The organism is Ruania zhangjianzhongii (assembly GCF_008000995.1).
GTDB classification, from domain to species: domain Bacteria; phylum Actinomycetota; class Actinomycetes; order Actinomycetales; family Beutenbergiaceae; genus Ruania; species Ruania zhangjianzhongii.
In genome coordinates, this window is the sequence record NZ_CP042828.1 from 3,906,969 (window position 1) to 3,928,232 (window position 21,264).

Annotated in this window: 17 protein-coding genes; 7 read left to right on the forward strand and 10 right to left on the reverse strand. The window is 71.0% G+C overall.

Annotation, left to right across the window (positions count from 1 at the left end; translation table 11 throughout):
- Nucleotides 1–25 precede the first annotated feature (25 nt).
- The 3 genes from FU260_RS18140 to FU260_RS18150 are packed head-to-tail and all read right to left on the reverse strand — an operon-like array spanning nt 26 to nt 7,309.
- On the reverse strand, nt 26–3,244 hold the full coding sequence (locus tag FU260_RS18140; protein WP_147918315.1) for an ATP-dependent helicase: 3,219 nt from the start codon (nt 3,242–3,244) through the stop codon (nt 26–28).
- Complete coding sequence (locus FU260_RS18145; RefSeq protein ID WP_147918316.1) at nt 3,241–6,429, reverse strand: PD-(D/E)XK nuclease family protein; 3,189 nt, start codon at nt 6,427–6,429, stop codon at nt 3,241–3,243. Before FU260_RS18145 ends, FU260_RS18140 begins: the two co-directional genes overlap by 4 nt.
- 40 nt (nt 6,430–6,469) lie before the next feature.
- On the reverse strand, nt 6,470–7,309 hold the full coding sequence (locus FU260_RS18150; RefSeq protein ID WP_147918317.1) for a DUF3152 domain-containing protein: 840 nt from the start codon (nt 7,307–7,309) through the stop codon (nt 6,470–6,472).
- 89 nt (nt 7,310–7,398) lie between these two features.
- Here FU260_RS18150 and FU260_RS18155 point away from each other — a divergent pair, with 89 nt between their 5' ends.
- Both FU260_RS18155 and FU260_RS18160 read left to right on the forward strand, forming a co-directional pair.
- The gene (locus tag FU260_RS18155) at nt 7,399–7,641 is read left to right on the forward strand and encodes a DUF3107 domain-containing protein (protein ID WP_147918318.1); all 243 of its coding nucleotides are present in this window, start codon (nt 7,399–7,401) and stop codon (nt 7,639–7,641) included.
- A gap of 237 nt (nt 7,642–7,878) precedes the next feature.
- Nucleotides 7,879–9,546, forward strand: coding sequence for a DEAD/DEAH box helicase (locus FU260_RS18160; RefSeq protein WP_147918319.1), 1,668 nt, complete (start codon nt 7,879–7,881; stop codon nt 9,544–9,546).
- 162 nt (nt 9,547–9,708) lie between these two features.
- Here the strand turns inward: FU260_RS18160 and FU260_RS18165 are convergent, their stop codons facing one another.
- Both FU260_RS18165 and FU260_RS18170 read right to left on the reverse strand, forming a co-directional pair.
- Nucleotides 9,709–10,326, reverse strand: a complete 618-nt coding sequence (locus tag FU260_RS18165) for a MarC family protein (protein ID WP_147918320.1) — start codon at nt 10,324–10,326, stop codon at nt 9,709–9,711.
- Nucleotides 10,326–11,165: a PHP domain-containing protein gene (locus FU260_RS18170; protein ID WP_147918321.1), complete on the reverse strand. Its 840-nt coding sequence runs from the start codon at nt 11,163–11,165 to the stop codon at nt 10,326–10,328. Before FU260_RS18170 ends, FU260_RS18165 begins: the two co-directional genes overlap by 1 nt.
- 65 nt (nt 11,166–11,230) lie before the next feature.
- On the opposite strand from FU260_RS18170, the gene FU260_RS18175 reads away from it, so the two are divergent.
- Both FU260_RS18175 and FU260_RS18180 read left to right on the forward strand, forming a co-directional pair.
- Nucleotides 11,231–12,748 (forward strand): aminopeptidase P family protein, encoded by a 1,518-nt coding sequence (locus FU260_RS18175; RefSeq protein ID WP_210418118.1) that lies wholly within the window; start codon nt 11,231–11,233, stop codon nt 12,746–12,748.
- On the forward strand, nt 12,727–14,151 hold the full coding sequence (locus FU260_RS18180; protein ID WP_147918323.1) for a DUF2079 domain-containing protein: 1,425 nt from the start codon (nt 12,727–12,729) through the stop codon (nt 14,149–14,151). The genes FU260_RS18175 and FU260_RS18180 overlap by 22 nt, the downstream gene beginning before the upstream one ends.
- A 47-nt stretch (nt 14,152–14,198) precedes the next feature.
- On the opposite strand, the gene FU260_RS18185 is transcribed toward FU260_RS18180, so the two are convergent.
- Nucleotides 14,199–14,714, reverse strand: a complete 516-nt coding sequence (locus FU260_RS18185) for a YflT domain-containing protein (RefSeq protein ID WP_147918324.1) — start codon at nt 14,712–14,714, stop codon at nt 14,199–14,201.
- Nucleotides 14,715–14,819: 105 nt separating this feature from the next.
- Here FU260_RS18185 and FU260_RS18190 point away from each other — a divergent pair, with 105 nt between their 5' ends.
- From FU260_RS18190 to FU260_RS18200, 3 genes are read left to right on the forward strand one after another with little or no spacing between them, the layout of a single operon-like run.
- The gene (locus FU260_RS18190; protein ID WP_147918325.1) at nt 14,820–16,097 is read left to right on the forward strand and encodes a magnesium transporter MgtE N-terminal domain-containing protein; all 1,278 of its coding nucleotides are present in this window, start codon (nt 14,820–14,822) and stop codon (nt 16,095–16,097) included.
- A complete protein-coding gene (locus FU260_RS18195) occupies nt 16,090–16,599 on the forward strand; it encodes a DUF1003 domain-containing protein (protein WP_147918326.1) in 510 nt (169 codons plus the stop codon). The genes FU260_RS18190 and FU260_RS18195 overlap by 8 nt, the downstream gene beginning before the upstream one ends.
- A gap of 59 nt (nt 16,600–16,658) precedes the next feature.
- A complete protein-coding gene (locus tag FU260_RS18200) occupies nt 16,659–17,795 on the forward strand; it encodes an Mrp/NBP35 family ATP-binding protein (RefSeq protein ID WP_147918327.1) in 1,137 nt (378 codons plus the stop codon).
- A gap of 100 nt (nt 17,796–17,895) precedes the next feature.
- Here the strand turns inward: FU260_RS18200 and FU260_RS18205 are convergent, their stop codons facing one another.
- Genes FU260_RS18205 through sigE form a run of 4 tightly spaced genes read right to left on the reverse strand, consistent with a single transcriptional unit; the run spans nt 17,896 to nt 21,215 of the window.
- Nucleotides 17,896–18,366 (reverse strand): twin-arginine translocase TatA/TatE family subunit, encoded by a 471-nt coding sequence (locus FU260_RS18205; RefSeq protein ID WP_235912268.1) that lies wholly within the window; start codon nt 18,364–18,366, stop codon nt 17,896–17,898.
- Between the two features lie 39 nt (nt 18,367–18,405).
- Nucleotides 18,406–19,680, reverse strand: coding sequence for a S1C family serine protease (locus FU260_RS18210; protein WP_235912267.1), 1,275 nt, complete (start codon nt 19,678–19,680; stop codon nt 18,406–18,408).
- Nucleotides 19,681–19,701: 21 nt separating this feature from the next.
- Nucleotides 19,702–20,598 (reverse strand): hypothetical protein, encoded by an 897-nt coding sequence (locus tag FU260_RS18215; protein ID WP_147918329.1) that lies wholly within the window; start codon nt 20,596–20,598, stop codon nt 19,702–19,704.
- Complete coding sequence (gene sigE / locus FU260_RS18220) at nt 20,595–21,215, reverse strand: RNA polymerase sigma factor SigE (protein ID WP_147918330.1); 621 nt, start codon at nt 21,213–21,215, stop codon at nt 20,595–20,597. The genes FU260_RS18215 and sigE overlap by 4 nt, the downstream gene beginning before the upstream one ends.
- Between the last annotated feature and the right edge of the window lie 49 nt (nt 21,216–21,264).

A 21,264-nucleotide genomic window follows, 5' to 3' on the forward strand; every position in this document is an offset into this window, starting at 1 on the left:
CCCCACGGTCGCCACCGATCGCGGCTCAGGTGACGGTCGCCAGCACCTCGTCGATCTCCGCCTCCGTGATGGTGCCGGAGCTGATCGACTCGCCGGCACCGACGTAGACGAACGACGCCTGGATCATCTCCAGCGGCTGAGCGTGCAGCCGGGACCAGGCCAGCCGGTACAGCGCGAGCTGCATCTGCCGAGCGCGCAGTGTGCGGGTGTCCCGCGGTGGCGCCCCGGTCTTCCAGTCCACGATGTGCACGCCACCGTCGGATGCGGCAAAGACGGCATCGATGCGACAGCGCACCATCACCGACCGGACCGGGGTCTCGATGTCCACCTCCACTCCGACCGGGGTCGCAGTGGCCCAGTCGCTGGCCAGGAACGCGCGCTGCAGCTCGGCCAACGCAGCGTCCTCGCCACTGAGATCGTCGTCAGCACCCGGCAGATCCTCCCAGTCGAGCAGGGCTCGGGAACCGAAGTACTGCTCCACCCAGGCGTGGAACCTGGTGCCCCGGCGGGCCTGGACGCTGGGCTGGTGCGGCACCGGCCGGCGCCGGCCCCGCTGGAAGGCGGTCTGGTCCTGGGCGAGGGCGACCACGGCGGAGGCGGACAGGTGCGCCGGCCGGTCCGGTGCTTGGGCCCCGGCGCGGTCCCGTTCGGCCAGCAGCAGCTCGGCATCGCGCCACCAGTCTTGCGCCTGCTCGCTCACCCCGGGCAGCGAGGCGGTCCTCGGATCGGGCCAGAGCTGTTCCCACTGCCGGCCGATGGCTGCCTCCGGCTCCGGCCAGGCCGCGACCCGGGCGGCGGCACCGGCGGGATTGCTCTCGTACTGGGACTGGGCAGGCAGCGCTGCCAGCTCCACCAGGCCGGCGTCGAGCAGCTCCACCAGGAACGGCGATGGACGCTTCGGCCGGATCTGATTGACCCAGAAGGATCCGGTGAGCAGCAGATCGTGCCGGGCGCGGGTCAGCGCCACATACGCCAGGCGCCGTTCCTCCCGGAGCAGGCGCTGCCCCTCGTCCAGCCGGAACGCCTCGAGCGCGGACTCCATCTCGGTGTGCGTCCCCGCCTCCTCCACGGCCAGCTCGGGCAGCGAAGCAGCGTCACCGCGCAGGAAGTACGGCAGGGTACCGATCGGGCTGAGCCAGCCACCGCTGGTCACCGGCTTACCCTCGGCCGGAGTGTGCTGCAGGGAGGGGAAGTCGCCCATGTTCATCCCGGCGACCACGACGCAGTCCCATTCCAGACCCTTGGCGGCGTGCACGGTCATGATCTGGATCGCGCGGGAGTCCGGTTCGGCCTCGACCACTTCCAGCCCGCGCTCCTCGTCCTCGGCGACGTCCAGGTAGGTGAGGAACGCGCTCAGCGTGGGCGAGTCGGCGGAGCCGGCGAAGTCGGCACCCGCCGCGGTGAAGGCATCCAGGTGACGGCGGGCATGTCCGGCACTGCCGGGAGTGGCCGCCAGCACCTCCATGTCCAGCTCGAGCGCCTGCTCCGTGGCGGTGATCAGTTCCGGTACGGACAGGTGGGTGAGCGAGCGCACCTGGCGGATCGCACGGGCCAGCCGCTGGAGCCGACTGGTCGCCACCTCGCTGAGGGACCGCCCGCGCGGACTCTGCCAGCCCGCCTTCGGAAGCCGGTCCACCGCTTCCACCAGGCTGGCTTCCTCGACTGCCTCGCGAACCTGCGGAACCTCCTCACCGGCGTCCGGCTCGGCAGCAGAGTCCGCACTGCTCGGCCGGGCCCAGGACTTGGCCTGGCTGCGCGCCCAGTCGGCAAGTACCCGCAGGTCGGCCGCGCCGAGATTCACGCTCGGCCCGGTGAGCAGCCGCATCATCGCGTCCCCGCGGGAGGGGTCGTGTGCCACCTGCAGCGCCGCCCGCAGATCGGAGACCTCGGGCGTGGACAGCAGACCGGCCAGGCCCACCACCTGGCACGGCAGCCCGGCAGCGGTCAGCGCCTGCTCGACGGCGACGAACTGGGCCCGCCGGCGGCACAGCACAGCCGCCGAGAAGCCCTCCGGCGACCATCGAGGAGCGAGGTAGTCGGCAATGTGCTCGGCCTCTTCCAGATGAGTCTCGAGGTAGCGGGCCTGCACTCGCCCCGGCCCGGCCCCCGGGCGCGGGACCAGCGGTGCTACGGCGCCGGAGCGTAGCGGTGCGGCCAGATGGTTGGCGGCGTGCAGCACGGCCAGGTCGTTGCGCCAGGCCGTGCTCAGGTTCACGCTCCGAGCCGGACCGGCCGCCCCCGGGAAAGTGTCCGGGAAGTCGAGCAGAGTGCCGGCAGCGGCACCGCGCCAGCCATAGATGGCCTGGTTCGGGTCGCCGACCGCGGTGACCGGGTGCCCTGCGCCGAACAGGGCGCGGAGCATCTGCACCTGTGCGATCGAGGTGTCCTGGTACTCATCCAGCAGCACTGCCCGGTACCGGGACCGCTCCCCTGCGCCGACGTCGTCGACCTGGGCAGCGATCGTGGCTGCCAGGCGCACCTGGTCACCGAAGTCCACCACACCGTCGGCACGCTTGCGGGCGCCGAAGGCGGCCACCAGGTCCATCAGCTGCAGCCGGGTGCGCAGCGATCCGACCACCTTCAGCACGGCGGCACGCACCCCCGGCTTCTTGCCCGGTTCGTCCTCCTTGTCGAGGATCGTCTGGATCAGCCGGTCGATCTCGGCTGCCGCCTCCTGCGGGCTGCGGCCATGCTCGGAAAGCTCGGCCGCCAGGGCCGCCACCGCATCGACGACGGTACTCACCGCCGAGGTCGTCTCCAGGTCCTCTGCCCAGGTCTGCACCAGGTCGTCGGCAAGCTGGTACCGGCCGGCGTCCCCGATCAGCGTGGCGTCCGGATCGATCCCGATCCGGAGTGCGTGGTCGGTGACGATCCCCGCGGCATAGGAGTTGTAGGTGGCGATCCGGGGCTGGTCCTCGACCGCGTCCGTGCTGATCACCCCGGCCCGAGAGAGCCGCCGTAACCGGGAGCGGATTCGCACGGACAGCTCGGAGGCGGCCTTCCGGGTGAAGGTCAGGCCGAGGATCTCGCTGGGCCGCACCCGCTGGTTGGCCACCAGGTAGACCACCCGGGCGGCCATCGTCTCGGTCTTGCCAGAACCCGCGCCGGCCACCACCAGCATCGGTTCCAGTTCGGCCTCGACCACCACCCGCTGCTCATCGGTGGGGGGCGGCTGGCCGAGTGCTTCGGCGATCGCCGCAGCGGTCCAGTCCGCACCGGCCGGTGTTCCTGCGTGCTGGCTCATCGGGCGACCCGATCGCCGGTGGGCTGCGCCGGGCAGGAGGTGAGCACCGGGCAGGTGCGGCAGGTGTCGTTCGGCCTTGCCTCGAACCGGCCAGCCGCCATCGTCTCGGCGCCATCCCGGATCAGATCCTCGGCCCAGCGGGGATCAGCGGCCTCGGTGAGCAGCCCCTGGTCCCGCTGGGCGGCATTCTTCGCCTTGGTGCCCACGTAGAGCAGGGCGGCCCCGGCACTGCGGCCGAGCTCCTCAGCACCGGCGGCGACCTGCTCGTCGAACGCGTCGGCGAAGCCTCCCCGGTCAGCGGCCACCTGGTAGGAACCGAGCTGCGGGTGCTGCGCTGCATCGGCAGCAGTGACCGCGGTGGAGCCGGTCTTCAGGTCCACGATCCGCACCCCCGTCCTGGTCAGTTCGACGCGATCGACCTGACCACGCAGAACCGCCCGGCCCAGGTCCACCTCGAACGGCACCTCAGTGGCTACCGGATCCGGATGGGCGCCGAGATAGTCGGCCAGCTTGTCCGTCATCTCCTCGGCGCGGCGGCGCTGCACGTGACCCACCCATCCCTCGGGCAGGTCCAGCTCGTGCCAGCGTGCCTCCAGCTCGGTGCGCAGCTCGGCGCGCGTGCCGTGCGGGTGGGTCGCGGCGATCTCATGGATCAGGTTGCCCAGACTCTGGGCGGCACTGTCCGCAGGCTGGCCACCGGACCGGGTGAGCATCCAGCGCAACGGACAGGTGTTGACCAGGTCCATCGTCGATGGGCTCACCGGCACCGGCTCGCCGGCTTCGGCCAACGGTCCGGAACTGGTTGGAGTGAGCAGTGCGGGCCACCCCTGCGGGTCCGCCCCGGGGACGTCCCGCTCGGCCAGGTGGCTGAGCACCGCCGCAGCCTCCGAGGCGAGTGCCAGCTCCTCAGCGCCCGCCTCCTGGCCGAGCAGCACCGGTCGGACCTGTGCGCGCAGCCGCCCGACCAGACCTCGAAGGTCCAGCGGATGCGGCACCTGCGCGACGGCCGGGACTTCCTCGGTGTCGGGCAGCAACGTCTCGAAGAACATCGACGGCCGGGCGTCGGTGTTCAGCACGGCGGTGACCAGCACCTCCTCCCGAGCCCGGGAGCAGGCGGAGACGAACGCGCGCAGCTCACCCTCGTACACCTCCCGGCGGGCCCGGCGGAACCTGTCCAGCTCGGCGCCGGCCTGACCGCGGGAGGTGGCCACATGCCGCGCTGTGGCGATATCGGCCAGCTCGGCGGCACCCAACAGCGAATCCCGGATGCGCAGATCTGGCCAGATCTCCTCCTGCACACCGGCCACCACCACCACGTCCCACTCACCTCCGGCGGCACCGGCCGGAGTGTGCACCGCGACCGCATCACCCAGACGGCCCTGCTCGGCGAGAGTATCGGCAGGAAAGTCCTGGGCCTCCAGGTGCCCGAGGAACCCGGCCGGAGATGCCATCGTGGCCCGGTCGGTGAACTGCTCCGCTGCCCGGAACAGCGCCATCACCGCATCCAGGTCGGTATCTGCCCGGTCCGCACCGGCTCCACCCGCCAGCGCCTGCCGCTGCCAGGTGCCGGACAGCCCGGTGGCCGACCAGATCGCCCACAGCACCGTCTCCACAGTGGCTGCCTCCTCACCGAGGGCCGCTCGGCCCGCAGCCAGGACACCGACCACGCCGCGCACCCCCCGGGCCAGCCGGGCGGGCAGCTCTAGCTCGGTGTCCAGCTCACCCGTGGCGGCACCGGTGAGCAGGGCCGCGACCAGCTCGTCGGAGTGCCGGGCGCCGCCGGCAGCACGCTCCGCCTGACGCAGGTGCCGGCGCAGCGCGCGCACAGTGACGGCGTCCATCCCCCCGACCGGGGAGCAGAGCAGCGCCACCGCAGCCTCGGCGTCGACCTGTTCGTCGAGGATGCAGCGCAGCGCGAGCAGCAGCGGGCTGACCGCCGGCTCGTCCCGCAGCGGCCGATCCGGCAGCGCCATCTCCAGCGGGACCCCGGCACTGCGCAGCCCCCGGCGGATCGCGCCGGCCAGTGCGCCGGAACGCACCAGTACCGCCATCTGGGACCACGGCACCTCCTGGTGCACATGCTGTTCGCGGAGGTGGCGGGCGATCGCGGCGACCTGTTGCGCCTCGCTGGCCAGCAGGGTGGTGCGCAGCTGGGACCCGGTGTGGGTCGGGGTGGCGCGGCGGCGCTGGGTCTCCTGCAGAGTGGGCAGTGCGGCGGTCAACGTCGCGATCGGTTCCCGCAGGCCAGAGCCGTGCCGCCACACCTGGGCAAGGACGTGCGAGCGAGCGCCCCAGGCACCGTCCTGGCCCGGGGGCAGGGACGCGGTGTGCAGCAGCGCCGGGAGCCCGCCGCGGAACTGCTGGACCGCGAGATCGGCATCGCCGAACACGGCCAGCCGGGCGCCGTCGTCGGCAAGTGCGTCCAGCAGTCGAGCCGTGGCCAGGGTGGCGTCCTGATAATCGTCATGCAGCACCAGGTCCCATCGCGGCCGTTCGGTGCCAGGAGCCTCCTGGTCCCAGGTACGCAGCGCATGGGTGGCCTCGTCCACGATCGAGGCGGCGTCGTAGCGCGCCCCGCGGTCGGGTGTGGTCTGCCCGAGCGCCATCACCTGGGTGTACTCGGCGAGCAGCGCCCCGGCGGCCACCCACTCCGGGCGGTCATGCCGGCAGCCCCACTCGGCCAGCCCCTGCCCGTCCAGACCGGCTTCGGCGGCGCGCATGTGCAGATCGCGCAGCTCGTCGCGGAAGGCGCGCAGCTCGAGTGCCTCTGGCGGGACGGACGCCGGCCAGTCGATCCACGCACCGTCCCCGGCGGCATGCCCGGCGAGCAGCTCGGTGAGGATCTGGTCCTGCTCGGGTCCGCTGATCAGCGTCGGCGGCGGTTCCCCGCGCAGGGTCGCACGCAGGCGCAGGATGGCGAACGCCAGCGAGGCCGGGGTGCGCACCAGCACCGAGGAGGTGGTGCGCTGCAGGCGAGCGGCGACGGCGTCCCGCACCACCGCTGCCCGGCGGCGGGTGGGGACCAGCAGCACCCCAGTACCCTCGGTGGTGGTGAGCCACCGCGTGAAGGTGTCGATCGCCGTCGTACTCTTTCCCGTTCCGGGTGCCCCGTGCACCACGTGGTGTCCGCCGGCGAGGATCGCCTCACCGGCAGCGCGCGCGATCGGGTCCTGCGGGATGGTCATGATCCGATCCCATCATCGGCTACCGACATCCGCACACGTCTCAGGGTGCCGGCCATGCGTTCGGCACGCAGCCGTCCAGAGTGATCGTCTGCTGCTGCATCACCGGCGCTACCTCGCCGGTGCCGGGGCAGTCCTGATGCTGGTGCCCCAGCAGGTGCCCGACCTCGTGCGTGATGACGTACTGGCGGTAGCCGGTGATGCTGCCCTCGGCGAGGAACTCCTCCGTCGCCTGCGCGAACCGCGTCGCGTTCAGTGCCGCGTGCCCGTACCGGCCGCAGGAGTACTCCCCGACGGTGCGCAGCGGGGCGCACATCTGATCGACCTGGTCCGGGGAGGCGAGCACCACCCGGAAGTCCGGCTCACCGTCGGTGCGAGCAAAGGAGACCGCGCCGTCGTGCCCCCAGCCGCGTTCGTCGTTCAGGGTGTCCATCACGAAGCCGGCGAAGGTCTCGCCGTCGATGGCGAGCCCGTCCTCGACCTCGACCCGCACGGTGACCACCCGCTCGGCGCCGGGATCGGGAGCGTCCTGCTCACCGGAGACTACCGAGAGCGTGCCGTCGGCGGAGTCGGGGATCTCCCGGTCCTGGACCCCGGCCCTGCGGTCGGCCCGCTCGGCTGGGGACAGGGTCGGTTCCTCGGTCGGCTCGTCCGTGGGCTCGTCCGTGGGCTCGGCAGTGGGTTCCTCGTCACCGGCGGTCGACTGCTCCGCCAGCGCCTCCGGATCACGTTCGGACTCCCGGCTGACGCCGTCCTCGCTACGCAGGTCACCGGCCGTGGGAACCAGCTGCTGGCCCGCAGGGGTCAGCACATGCGGGGCCACGAGCACCCCGATGACCACCCCGACCGCCACTGCGGCCATGGCTAACAGGAACCGACGCATGGGTCCATGGTGTCACTGCGGGGACATACGATGGGACGCAGCAGGCCGGGCGGGGTCGCTCGGCGCGAGTCGCGACATGAGGAGTAGCAGTGGAGATCACCATCGGGGTGAAGCACGTCAGCCGGGAACTGACCCTGGAGGTCGACGGCGAGGCGAAGGACGTTCTCAAGGCCGTCAACGACGCCTTGGCGGAGCAGGCGAAGGGCAACAGCGCCGCTGTGCTCAGCCTGACCGACGAGAAGGGGCGACAGGTCGTGGTGCCGGCCGCATCGCTCGGCTACATCGAGATCGGCGCGCAGGCACCACGGCCGGTGGGCTTCGGCACGAACTGAGCTGCCTGACTCACCTGCTCGCCCCTGGCTGAGCCGATTGAGCGCCGAGACCCGCTAGACTCGGCGCTGTACACGGTTGCCCGGTCGCCCGAAGGAACGGTAGATCACGCGGTACTCGCCGGTATTCCCGGCACGGCATCTCTGCGATCGGCTACCACGACCAGGTGAATGGTGCTGCCCCGCATCGCGTGCGCGGGACGCGCAGCACCGCATCACCACGATGCGAACAGGTAACTCGTGACCGAATCGATCCAAGAATCCACTCCTCCGACTGCGGAGGACCTCGACGACGTCGTCGTTGACACCGTCGAGGCCGGCCCGGTGCCGGACCCTCACGCCGAGGAAGCGGCCTCGTTCGCCGATTTCGGCGTCCGCGCCGAGACGGTGCAGTCCCTCACCGACGTCGGCATCACCCACCCGTTCCCGATCCAGGCACTCACCCTCCCGGTGGCACTGCAGGGCCGGGACATCATCGGTCAGGCGAAGACCGGCACCGGCAAGACCCTCGGCTTCGGTATCCCGCTGCTGCAGAAGATCGTCGCTCCGGGTGAGGACGGCTGGGACACCTTCCCCACCGCCGGTAAGCCGCAGGCGCTTGTGGTGGTGCCCACCCGCGAGCTCGCCGTCCAGGTCGCCGGCGACCTGGCCACCGCTTCCCGCAGACGCAACGTGCGGGTACTGCAGGTCTATGGCGGCCGTGCCTATGAACCACAGATCGATGCCCTCACCCGGGGCGTGGAGGTCGTGGTCGGCACCCCCGGGCGGATGATCGACCTACTCAAGCAGCGGCACCTGGACCTGGGGCAGGTGCGCACCGTGGTGCTGGACGAGGCCGACGAGATGCTCGACCTCGGCTTCCTGCCGGATGTCGAGACCCTGCTCGCCGCCACCCCGGGCAGCCGGAACACCATGCTGTTCTCGGCGACCATGCCCGGTCCGGTGATCGCCATGGCCCGCCGGTACATGTCCCGGCCCACGCACATCCGCGCCCAGGATCCCGGCGACGACAAGGCCACGTTGGCCACCACGCGCCAGCTCGCCTACCGCGCGCACGCGATGGACAAGGTGGAGCTGCTCGCCCGCATCCTGCAGGCCGACGGTCGGGGGCTGAGCATCGTGTTCGCCCGCACCAAGCGCACCTGCGCGAAAGTTGCCGACGAGCTCAACGATCGCGGGTTCGCCGCGGCGGCGATCCACGGCGACCTCGGCCAGGGGGCTCGCGAGCAGGCGCTGCGGGCCTTCCGGCACGGCAAGGTGGACGTGCTGGTCGCCACCGACGTAGCCGCTCGCGGTATCGACATCGACGACGTCACGCACGTGGTGAACTACCAGTGCCCCGAGGACGAGAAGACCTATGTGCACCGGATCGGGCGCACCGGCCGGGCCGGCAACACCGGCACCGCGATCACCTTCGTGGACTGGGACGACGTTCCGCGGTGGATGCTCATCGACCGCACCCTGGAGCTCGGGGTGGGTGAGCCGGCGGAGACCTACTCCTCCTCTCCGCACGTGTACTCCGACCTGAACATCGCCGAGAACGTCACCGGGCGGCTGCCCCGCTCCGAGCGCACCCGCGCTGGGCTGGACGCCGAAGCGGTGGAGGACATCGGCGAGACCGGTCAGCGTGGTGGCGGCGGCGGTGGCCGCGGCGGGCGCGGCGGCTCTGACCGCAGCGGTGGCCGTGGCGGGCGCGACGGTGGCCGTGGTGGCTCCGGTCGTGGTGGCGGCCGCGGGGACGGTGGCCGGGGTGGCCGTGGCGGTTCCGGCCGGGACGGTGGCGAGCGTTCTGGGTCGCATCAGCGCTCCGAGGGCGGCGAGGGTTCGGGCGGCTCCGCCTCCCAGCGCCGCCGGCCTCGTCGCCGCACCCGTGGCGGTAACCCGGTAGAGCGTCCCAGCGGCGAGTAACGCTGCACGCTCCGGCACCGCTGCACTCCGGCACCGCTGCACACTCGTCTGAGTACCCGATGAACATCTGAGTACCGAACTTTCGGTACTCAGATGTTCATGCGGTACTCACACCGGGCGAATGCCTCCTCAGGCCTCCTCAGACCGGGCGGATGCCCCCGGTCAGCCGGCGAGGATGAAGGCGCGCACCGCGTCGGCGATCAGCTGGACCGCGATCGCGGCCAGCAGCAGACCCGCGATCCGGGTGACCAGGATGGTGCCGCCTTCGCCGAGCACCCGGTGCACGATCACCGAGAACCGCATCGACAGGAACAGGCACAGGTGCACGGCCACGATCGCCGCGATGATCGCCACCCAGCCGGGCACGTCCCCGCCGGAGGACTGCACTGCCAGCATCGCGGCCACGATCGCCCCCGGGCCGGCCAGCAGCGGAGTGCCCAACGGCACCAGCGCCACGTTCACCTTTCCGCTGGCTGACGCCTCTTCCGCCTTGCCGGTGAGCAGGTCCATCGCCACCAGCAGCAGCAACAGGCCACCGGAGGCCTGCAGTGCGGGCACGGAGATGCCGAGGAAGTCCAGGATGTACTGGCCGAACAGGATGAAGGCCACGATCACCCCGAACGCCACGGTCACCGCCTGGATCGCCGCGCGCGCTCGTTGCTTCCCGGTCATCGTGGAGGTCAGCGCCAGGAACACCGGCACAGTGCCGATCGGGTCCATGATCACGAACAGGGTCACGAACGTGGTCAGGAACAGCGTCCCGTCGATCACTGCCTCCATCAGCGCACCACCTCCAGCCGGCCGCGCTCCGCGATCTGCTCGAACACCTCGGGCGCGGTGGTGTGCTCCCCGAGCCGGTTCGGCTTGCCGGCCCCGTGGTAGTCGCTGGCGCCAGTCACCAGCAGGTCGAGCTCGCCGGCCAGTGCCCGCAGGCGCGCCTTGTCCGCCTCGGTGTGGTCGCGGTGGTCCACCTCCAGCCCGGCCAGACCGGCAGCAGCGAGCTCGCGGATCACGTCTTCGCTGACCACCCGGCCCCGGGTGCTGGCGCGGGGGTGCGCGAACACCGGAACCCCTCCGGCGGCCAACACCCGCTCTACCGCCTCGGTCACCTCCGGAGCGTGGTAGCGCACGTAGTACGGGCCGCGGGGAGCCAGCATCGTGGCGAACGCGGCGCCGCGGTCGGCGGCGTAGCCGCGGGCGACCAGAACGTCGGCGATGTGTGGGCGCCCGATCGTGGCGCCGGGCCCGGCCTGAGCCGCCACCTCCGCCCAGGTCAGGTCGAAGTCCTCGGCGAGCCGGTCCACCATCGCTCGGGCGCGTCCGTCGCGGGAGGACCGGGAATCCGCCAGCACCTCGGCCAGCGCCGCGTCCGCGGGATCATGCAGGTAGCTGAGCAGATGCACGCTGATCCCGCCGGCGGTGCAGGACACTTCGGTGCCACGCACCAGCCCCAGCCCCTCGGCCTGCGCGGCACGTGCCGCTTCGGCCCAGCCGGCGGTGGTGTCGTGGTCGGTGAGTGCCAGCACGTCCAGCCCGGCGCGGCTGGCGTCGGCCACCAGCTCGGCCGGGCTCTGGGTTCCGTCGGACACGCGCGAGTGCGTGTGCAGGTCGATGCGCACGATCACCCAGGGTATCGGTGAGTGTCCGGTTCCTGAGACGATCCACATTTGAGACGATGGGGCCCATGGTCACCACGCCCTCCGAACCGTCCCCCCTGTCCACCGATCAGCCCAGCGAGGAGAAGCAGCAGCTGGCCGACCGGGGGTCGAACCGGTCCCAGCGGCCGAGCTCGCAGGCGTTCCGCGACTTCATGGCCTCCGACTGGGCTCCCCGCACGGCGCCCCAGGTGGCCCGGGAGGACGTGGCCGACCACACCGAGCGGCGCCGCGCGCAGGTCAGCGCTGCCTTCCCCGGTGAGCGTCTGGTGGTTCCCGCCGGCGGGCTGAAGGTGCGCTCGAACGACACCGACTACCGGTTCCGGCCGCACTCGGCCTTTGCGCACCTGACCGGTCTGGGCAGCGACGAGGAACCGGACGCTGTGCTGGTGCTCTCCCCCGAGGAGGCAGGCGGCCACGAGGCAGTGCTGTACTTCCGCCCGCTCGCCGGCCGAGACACCGAGGAGTTCTACGCCGACGCCCGGTACGGAGAGTTCTGGGTGGGCGCCCGGCCCACTCTCGAGGAGCTGGAGACCCGCACCGGATTGCGCTGCGCGCACATCGACGAGCTCGGTGATGCGCTAGCCAAGGACGCCGGACTGGTCCGGCTACGCGTGGTGCCGGGAGCGGACCAGGCGATCTCCGCCGTCGTGAACGAGATCCGTGACGCCAGGGCCGAGGAGGCGGACGCCCAGCTGGCCGAGACGCTCTCCGAGCTGCGCCTGGTCAAGGACGACTGGGAGGTGGAGCAGCTGCGCGAGGCGGTGGCGGTGACCATCGCCGGATTCGGCGACATCGCCGGTGAGCTGGACCGGGCCACCTCTCACCCACGTGGTGAGCGGGTGATCGAGGGGGCGTTCGGCGCCCGCGCCCGGGAAGAGGGCAACGGCATCGGCTACGACACCATCGCCGCCGCCGGGAACCACGCCACCACCCTGCACTGGATCCGCAACGACGGCACGGTCCGGCCCGGGGAGCTGGTGCTGGTGGACGCCGGGGTGGAGGTGGACTCGCTGTACACCGCGGACATCACCCGCACGCTGCCGGTCGATGGCACCTTCACCGACACCCAGCGCCGGGTGTACACCGCCGTGCTGGATGCTGCCGATGCGGCCTTCGCCTTCGCCCGGCCGGGGGTCAAGTTCCGGGATATCCACACCACCGCGCTGCGGGTGCTGGCCGAGCGGCTGCAGGAGTGGGGGCTGCTGCCGGTGAGCGTCGAGGCGGCGATCTCGGCCGAGGGGCAGCAGCACCGCCGGTGGATGCCGCACGGCACCAGCCACCATCTCGGCCTGGACGTGCACGACTGTGCCCAGGCCCGCCGCGAGATGTACCTCGACGCCGAGCTGGTCCCGGGCATGGTGTTCACGATCGAACCCGGCCTGTACTTCAAGGCCGACGATCTCGCCGTACCGGCCGAGTACCGCGGTATCGGGGTACGGATCGAGGACGACGTCCTGGTCACCGAGACCGGGGTGGAGAACCTGTCCGCCGCACTGCCGCGCCGGGCGGAGGATGTGGAGGCGTGGATGGCCTCGCTGCGGTGACGTCGGCCGAGGCGCCGGCCCCTGCCCCCGAAGGCAGGACCGACCGCACCCGGCTGATCGCGGCGGGGGCGGTCGGGGTGATCATCGCGGGCGTCTACACGCTTTTCTCGGCGCGGCAGTGGGCCCGGTTCGACGTGCCGTCCTGGGACCTGGGCATCTTCACCCAGGTGCTGCGCCAGTACTCCGAGCTGGCCTCGCCAGTGGTGACGATCAAGGGCGAGGGCTTTATGATCCTCGGCGACCACTTCCACCCGCTGCTGGCGCTGCTCGCCCCGGTCTACCGGCTCTTCCCCTCCGGGCTCACCCTGCTGGTGGTCCAGGCCGTGCTGATCGGGCTGAGCGCCGTGATCGTCACCGCGTGCGCCGCCCGGCACCTGGGCACCCTTGCCGGAGTGCTGCTCGGCCTGGCGTACGGGCTGTCCTGGGGGTTGCAGTCGGCGGTGGCTTCGCAGTTCCACGAGATCGCCCTGGCGGTGCCGTTGTTAGCGGCCTGCTGTGCGGCTCTGGTGCGCCGGGACCACCGGGCGGCCGCGCTCTGGGCCGCACCGCTGGTCCTGGTCAAGGAGGACCTGGGGATCACGGTCGCGGCGGTCGGGCTGGTGCTGCTGATCCGGGGCAGCCGGCGGCTCGGGATCACCCTGATCGGCGGCGGGGTAGCGGCGTTCTGGCTCACCACCGAGGTGATCCTGCCGGCGCTGAACCCGGACGGGGTGTGGGACTACGCCGAGGACTCGATCCTGTCCCTGCTCAGCAACGATCCGGGCGCGGCGGTGAACGTGCTGCTCGCTGGCGCCGGGGAGAAGGCGCTGCTGGTGCTCTCGGTGTTCGCGATCGTCGGCTTCCTGGCATTGCGCAGCCCGATTGCCCTGATCACTCTGCCCACGTTCGCCTGGCGGCTGACCTCGGATGTGCCGTTCCACTGGGACCTGCACTGGCACTACTCGGCCGTGCTGATGCCGGTCGTGTTCCTGGCCGTGGTGGATGCCCTGCGGCTGCTGCCGGCGCTGCTTCGCTGGGCCCGTTGGATCTCGGCCGGGCTGGTCGCCGTGAGCCTGGCGGTGACCACGCAGTTCCCGTTGGCGGACCTGATCGAGCCACGCACCTATGCGCCCTCGGAGCACGACGGCGGAGCTCAGGCTGCGTTGGCGGTCGTTCCCGATGATGCCGTGGTCGCCACGGATATCACCCTGATGGCGTATCTCGCGCCACGGGCGCAGGTGTACTGGGTGGGCAACGAGGACAACCCGGTTCCGGATTACGTGGTGGTGGACCGCAACTCCGGTGTCTACGGCGGGAATCCGCCGGAGGATGTGGTGGCCTACGCCGTCGAGAAGTATCCGGGTGCCGAGTTCGTCGAGGTACTCGACGAACAGGGCTACGCCGTGGCGGAGCGCACGTCCTAGCGCTGAGCGCACGTCCCAGCGCCCTGGCCCTCGCCTGCGAGTGGGTGCTAGCTGCCGAAGCCGCCGGTGGAGTCCGACGGCTGTTCGCTGCTCGACAGCTCGCTGAGCAGCCGGCGGGCCGCCTCGGCCTTCTCGGTCAGGCAGAGCACGGAGAACGCGCCGGCCACCACCTGTGAGGTGGAGGTGAAGTCCCGCTTTCCCCCGGTGAACGCGTAGGCGATCACGGAGAACAACATCCCGGCGCCGGCGCCGATCAGCACCGCCGGCAACAGCACCTCGAGCAGGCCGCCGCCCATCAGGAAGAGCAGCAGACCGATGAAGAACCCGAAGTAGGCACCGGAAGCGGCACCGCGCAGGGCCACGCTCGGGTAGGTGCGCCGGCCAGTGATCCGCTCCACCATCTTCAGGTCGGTGCCGACGATCGTGACGGCGTTGACCTCGAACTCCTTGTCCGCGAGGAAGTCCACGGCACGCTGGGCTTCCAGGTAGGTGGTGTAGGAGGCGATCTCATCACCGCGCGGCTGGAGGCTGCCTCGGGGGTCGGTCGGACGCATCGCTGACATATGCCCAGTATCCCCCACTGGTAGCCGGGTGTCACCCGAGCCACCCCGTGCGGACGGGTGCCCGCTGCCCGGGTGCGAGCGGGGGTGCTGACATAGGCTGACCGCGTGAACACTGCGACCGGCCGAATCTATGTGGCACGCCTGGCTGGCACCGGGGTCTTCGACCCGCTCGGCGACCGGGTGGGGCGGGTGCACGATGTGGTGGTGCTGCTCCGGGTGCGTCAGCCACCCCGGGCGCTGGGCCTGGTGGTGGAGGTGCCGGGCCGACGGCGGGTGTTCCTGCCGCTGTCGCGAGTGACCTCGATCGACTCCGGTGCGGTGATCACCACCGGGCTGATGAACATCCGACGGTTCTCCCAGCGGGCCGCCGAGACGCTAGTGCTCGGCGAACTGCTGGACCGTGAGATCCGGCTGCGGGACGGCTCCGGCACCGTCACCATCCAGGACGTGGCCCTGGAGCAGCAGCGGAACCGGGACTGGCTGGTGACCCGGTTGTACGTGCGCCGCAGCACCGGCCGGGGCGGCTTGCTCCGCCGGGGTGAGCGGCTGACCATCGACGTGGACCAGGCGCTCGGGCTGGCGCCGACCACCGAGCAGCAGGGGGCCTCCGCACTGCTGGCCACGATGGCCGACCTGAAACCGGCTGACCTGGCCGATGTGCTGCACGATCTACCGCCACAGCGGCGGGTGGAGGTGGCCTCCGCACTGCGGGACGAGCGACTGGCGGACGTGCTCGAGGAGCTCGGCGAGGACGACCGGGTGATGATCGTGTCCTCGCTGACCACCCAGCGGGCCGCACAGGTGCTGGACGAGATGCAGCCCGACGACGCCGCCGACCTGGTCTCCGAGCTCTCCACCCAGCAGGCCAGCGAGCTGCTCGCGCTGATGGAACCGGACGAGGCCGAGGATGTCCGCCGGCTGCTGGTCTACGACGAGCACACCGCCGGTGGGCTGATGACCACGGAGCCGATCATCCTGCCCCCGGAGGCCACGGTCGCCACAGCGCTGGCCCACGCCCGCCGCCAGGACGTCACCCCGGCGCTCTCGGCGATGGTCTTCGTGGTCCGGCCGCCCCTGGAGACACCCACCGGGCGGCTACTCGGTGTGGTGCACCTGCAGCGGATGCTGCGCGAGCCCCCGCACGAGGCGATCGGCACCCTGCTGGACCAGGACCTGGACCCGCTGGGCCCACACGACGTGCTCGGGAAGGTCACCCGGCTGCTAGCCACCTACAACCTGACCGCGCTTCCGGTCACCGATACGGAGCGCCGTCTGCTCGGCGCGGTGAGCGCGGACGACGTGCTCGACCACCTGCTGCCCGAGGACTGGCGCGAAGCAGACGACGAGGTCACCGACCAGGCGATGGGAGCACAGCGTGTCTGACCGGCTCGACACCCCTCTGCGCAGCCGACGCCGCTGGCTGCCGAAGCGACCCCGGAACAAAGATGCCTTCGGCAAGATCGCCGAGGGGATCGCCCGATTCCTCGGCACGCCACGGTTCCTGCTGTACATGACGGCGTTCTGCGCTGCCTGGCTGGGCTGGAACACCCTCGCCCCGGAGGCGGCCCAGTTCGATCCACGGGCGCTGAACTTCACCCTGCTCACCTTGATGCTCTCGCTGCAGGCCTCCTACTCGGCGCCGCTGATCCTGCTCGCCCAGGACCGCCAGACCGACCGGGACCGGGTGGCCGCCGAGCAGGACCGGCAGCGGTCCGAACGCAACCTCGCCGACACCGAGTACCTGGCCCGGGAGGTGGCGGCGCTTCGGCTGGCGATCAGCGAGGTGGCCACCCGCGACTTCCTCCGCAGTGAGCTGCGCTCGCTGCTGGAGGAGCTCCAGGACGACCGCGAGGAGGAGAGGAGCTCAGCCGCGGACCCGGGGTAGGTGGGCGATCCCACACCTCGCCCGCTCCCCCGACCCCGCCCGCGGCTTAGACTCGGAGTATGGCTGAGTTGATCGATCGTGTACACGAGGCACTGACCACAGTGCTGGACCCGGAGATCAGGCGGCCGATCACCGACCTGGACATGGTCCGCGGTGTGGAGGCCATCGATACCGGCGATGGCGCGCAGGTGACGGTCACCATCGCACTGACCACCTCGGGATGTCCGCTGCGCGAGACCATCACCCGGGACGTCACGAACGCCGCTGAGTCCGTTGACGGCGTGACCGGCGCGTCCGTGACCATGACCGTGATGACCGATGACGAACGCACCGCCCTGCGTACCAAGCTGCGCGGCGGCATGGCCGAGCCGGTGATCCCGTTCTCCCAGCCGGACAACCTCACCCGAGTCTTCGCTGTCGCCTCCGGTAAGGGTGGCGTGGGCAAGTCCAGCGTGACGGCGAACCTGGCGGCGTCGATGGCCGCCGACGGCCTGAAGGTCGGTGTCGTGGACGCGGACGTGTACGGCTTCTCCCTCCCCCGGATGCTCGGGGTTGAGCTGCCGCCGACCAAGGTGGACGACATGATCCTGCCGCCGGTGGCCGGGGACGTGAAGGTCATCTCGATCGGGATGTTCACCGACCCGGGCCGTGCGGTGGTCTGGCGTGGACCGATGCTGCACCGGGCGTTGCAGCAGTTCCTCGCCGACGTGTTCTGGGGTGACCTGGACGTGCTGTTGCTCGACCTGCCGCCGGGTACCGGAGACATCGCGATCTCCGTGGCGCAGCTGCTGCCGAACGCCGAGCTGCTGGTGGTCACCACACCGCAGCTGGCCGCCGCCGAGGTAGCCGAGCGGGCGGGCTCGATGGCCAAGGCCACCAACCAGCGGGTGGCCGGGGTGATCGAGAACATGTCCTGGCTGGAGCAGCCGGACGGCTCCCGGCTGGAGCTGTTCGGGTCCGGCGGCGGGCAGCGGGTGGCCGAGCAGCTCACCGAGGCGCTCGGCGCGGAGGTGCCGCTGCTCGGGCAGGTGCCGCTGGAGGTGGCGCTGCGGGAAGGCTCGGACTCCGGTCACCCGCTGGTGAGCACCGACTCCACTTCTGTGGCGGCCGAGGTGCTGCGCTCGGTGGCCGGTACCCTGGGGCACCGCTCCCGCGGCCTGGCCGGGCGCAAGCTGGCAATCTCGCCGGTGGGCTGAGCCGGGCGCAGGCCCAGGCATCTGAGTACCTGCTGCACATCGGAGTACCGAACTTTCGGACCTCAGATGTGCATCCGGTCCTCAGACGTTCGCTGGCCGCTCAGGTGGCCTCGGAGTCGAACGGCGCACCGTCGGCGAGCGGGTCCACCACGTCCTCCGGCGCCGGGCTGTCGGTGGGGGCTGCGGCCGCCTTCGTGGTCGCGGCACCCGCTGCAGCGGTACCAGCGGTCGCAGCAGCCGTGCCTGCGGAGTTGGACGAGCCACCGCTCGAGCCCGACGAGCTGGACCGCGACTTCCGTGAGCTCGAGGAGCTACCGGTCGATGAGAGGTCCTCGGCCAAGGCGTCCCTGACGATCCGCCGTGGGTCGTACTGGCGCGGGTCCAGCTTGGTGAAGTCGAGATCCGCGGCCTCTGGTCCGAGCTCTTCTTTGATCGACTGGGTGGCACCGCGCGCCATATCCCGCAGCGTGCGCACGAGTCGAGCCAGCTGCTCGGCATACTGCGGTAGGCGCTGGGGCCCCACGATGACGGCGACCAGCACCAGCAGAATGACGATCTCACTGCCGTTCACGCGCCCCAGCCTAATCTGCGCGGGGGCGTGCCCAGGACCTCACCGGCTCTCGGTCTCCCCCAGCGTTACCTGCAGGTCCGTGTCCTGATCGTCCTCACGCACCGTCAGAGTGACGACCTCGCCGGGGGCGCTGGCCCGGATTCGCACGATCAGCTCGTCCGGACTGGTCACCGGATCACCGTCGATGGCCACGATCACGTCCCCGGGAGCAAGACCGGCCTGGTCTGCCGGTCCCCCGGGAGTGATCGCCGGAGCATCGGTGGCATCCTCCTCGGTGACCACCTGGACTCCCTCACCCCGGTAGGCGGTGTTCAGCAGGGCGCCGATCACCGGGTAGGTGGCCTGCCCGTTCTCGATCAGCTGCTCCGTGGTGCGGCGCACCTGACTGCTCGGGATCGCGAACCCCAGGCCGACACTGCCGCTCTGCCCCGAGGTGGCGGTGGTAGCGATCGCGGAGTTCACCCCGATCACCTCGCCGGCGGCATTCACCAGCGGTCCGCCCGAGTTGCCGGGGTTGATCGCGGCGTCGGTCTGGATCGCGTTGATGAACGTGGCGGTCTCCTCACCGGGAACACTCACCGGTCGGTTCAGCGCACTGACGATCCCGGAGGTGACCGTGCCCTCCAGCCCGAGCGGCGCTCCGATCGCCACCACCGGCTCACCTACCAGCAACCGGTCAGAGTCACCCAGGACCAGCGGCTGCAGATCGTCCCGGTCCACCTCGAGTACGGCGAGGTCGTAGTCCGTGCTCGCGCCGACGATCTCCGCTTCCTCCTCGCTGCCGTCGGAGAACACCACGGTGATCTCGCCGCCGCCTTGCCGGGCGGGGGCGATCACGTGCTGGTTGGTGACGATATAGCCGTCCTCGCGGAGCACGAACCCGCTACCGGTGCTGCCCTGGGCAACGTTCACTACCTCGATATAGACCGTGCTGGGCAGGACGTTCGCGGCGATCGCGGCCACCGACCCGTCCTCCAGATCTCCTCCGGCCGACCCACCGGTCCCCGGACTCACCTGCGAGCTGGGTAGCTCGGCGCTGCGCTCACCCAGCAGCGGCGGGCCGACCAGCACACCGAGGAGCAGCCCGACCAGCAGGCTGACCGCCATCAGCGGGACGGCCACAGCGAGCAGGATCTGCCGCCGTGGGCGGCGCTCCGGGGTGTTCCGGTACGACGGCGGTGCCTCCTGCCGTCCTGGCATCTCCTGCCGTCCTGGCATCTCCTGCCGCGCAGGCGGCACCGGAGGCTGTGGACCGGTCACCGGCTGGTAGGGCGGAACGAACGGTCCGTGACCGGGGCCCGTGGGGGTGCTCAACTGCGTGCTCCTCTGCGTCGCTCAGCCGCTACCGAGCAGCACATGCACACCCTGGGCGAGGCGGTCCACCACACCGTCCTCGGTGCCCGCGGGCATCCGGGCGAGCAGCTCGTGCGCCGCTGCGGGATCAGCGCCGGAGGAGACGGCCACCACCGAGTCCCCGCACTGGGCCACCCACCAGTGGTCGGCCACCTGGAACACCTCGTGTCCGCCGACCAGCACCGGCTCCAGCGGTGCTGTCGTGTCAGCATCCAGCATCCCGCGGGCTTCCATCACCTGCACAGTGCCGCGCGACCCGGCCAGGTCGATCTGCAGGATCTGCGTGCCGGCCTCGGCGTCCCCGGTGACCAGGACATCCTGCACGGACATCCCGTGCGGCAGGTCCGCGGGTGCGGACCAGCCGCTGCTGTTCATCCAGTCCAGCACCGTGGCAGAGAGGCCGTCGCTGCCGCTGGTGACTGGGGTGATCGCCGCACTCGGAACGGCGGCAGAGCGGCTGTCCGTACCTCGGTCCGGCGCCACCAGCGGGGTGAGGTCGTCCACCTCACGCTGCTGTCCACCGAGCACGAACAGCGCGGCGGTGAACACTCCCACCGAGGCGACCGCTCCAGAGACCACCCGAAGCCGGGCGCCACGGCCGCTCCGCGGCGACCCGTCGGATCCCTCGGTCGCGGCACCGGCCGACAGCGGGCCCGAGGTCTGACCGGGCAGGTTCATCGCGAGCAGCTTGCGGGTGAGGTCGGCACTGGCGTGCACCTCGTCAGCGGACCGGGCGGCAGCCTCGCGCAACGCCCGTTCGGCCTGCACCTGGGCACGGCAGCCGGCGCAGCAGACCAGGTGGGCGTAGGCACGCTCGGCCTTGGCCGGCGCCAGATGACCGTCCACCAACGAGGAGACCAGGGGTCCGAGGTGACTCACCCGGCGACCTCCGTGACCACGTGCGGGCTGCGGTGCGCCAGCGTGCTGCGCAGCTGCGCCCGTCCCCGGTGGATCCGGGAGCGCACCGTGCCCATCGAGATGCCGAGCACCTCGGCGATCTCCTCGTAGGAGAGCCCCTCGATGTCGCAGAGCACGACGGCGGCCCGGTACTGGGGCTTGAGCCCGTCCAGCGCCTCCTGGATGTCCCGGTCGAGGTTGTCGTGCTCGTACCGGCGTTCCGGTGAGCCCGAGTCGGTGGTGGCGGCGATCCGCTCGACCGCCGGACCGAGTGCGTCGAAGCGGATCCGCTTCTTCCGGCGCTGTCCATCGAGGAAGAGGTTGGTGGTGATCCGGTGCAGCCACCCGGCAAACGTTCCCGGCCGGTAGGAGTGCAGCGAGCGGAACACCCGCACGAACACCTCTTGGGTCAGGTCTTCCGCATCTGCCCGGTTCCCGGTGAGCCGGTAGGCCAGCCGGTAGACCCGGTCGGTGTGCTCCCGAACGATCTCCTCCCAGCTGGGCGCCACCCACTCCTCGTCGGCCACGGCCTGCTCCCCTGCCGAGCGTTCGTCGGCGGGCAGATCGGCGGGCGGTGGGAACACAGCGGGGCTAGTCATCAGACTCCTATGCTAATCGGCTTGGCTGGGAACTTCCTGAGAGCCGCAC

What these genes read in the sequence shown, in the direction of transcription:
- FU260_RS18140 (WP_147918315.1), bottom strand. Translation starts at nt 3,244, where the DNA reads ATGAGCCAGCACGCAGGAACACCGGCCGGTGCGGACTGGACCGCTGCG.
- FU260_RS18145 (WP_147918316.1), bottom strand. Translation starts at nt 6,429, where the DNA reads ATGACCATCCCGCAGGACCCGATCGCGCGCGCTGCCGGTGAGGCGATC.
- FU260_RS18150 (WP_147918317.1), bottom strand. Translation starts at nt 7,309, where the DNA reads ATGCGTCGGTTCCTGTTAGCCATGGCCGCAGTGGCGGTCGGGGTGGTC.
- FU260_RS18165 (WP_147918320.1), bottom strand. Translation starts at nt 10,326, where the DNA reads ATGGAGGCAGTGATCGACGGGACGCTGTTCCTGACCACGTTCGTGACC.
- FU260_RS18175 (WP_210418118.1), top strand. Translation starts at nt 11,231, where the DNA reads ATGGTCACCACGCCCTCCGAACCGTCCCCCCTGTCCACCGATCAGCCC.
- FU260_RS18185 (WP_147918324.1), bottom strand. Translation starts at nt 14,714, where the DNA reads ATGTCAGCGATGCGTCCGACCGACCCCCGAGGCAGCCTCCAGCCGCGC.
- FU260_RS18200 (WP_147918327.1), top strand. Translation starts at nt 16,659, where the DNA reads ATGGCTGAGTTGATCGATCGTGTACACGAGGCACTGACCACAGTGCTG.
- sigE (WP_147918330.1), bottom strand. Translation starts at nt 21,215, where the DNA reads ATGACTAGCCCCGCTGTGTTCCCACCGCCCGCCGATCTGCCCGCCGAC.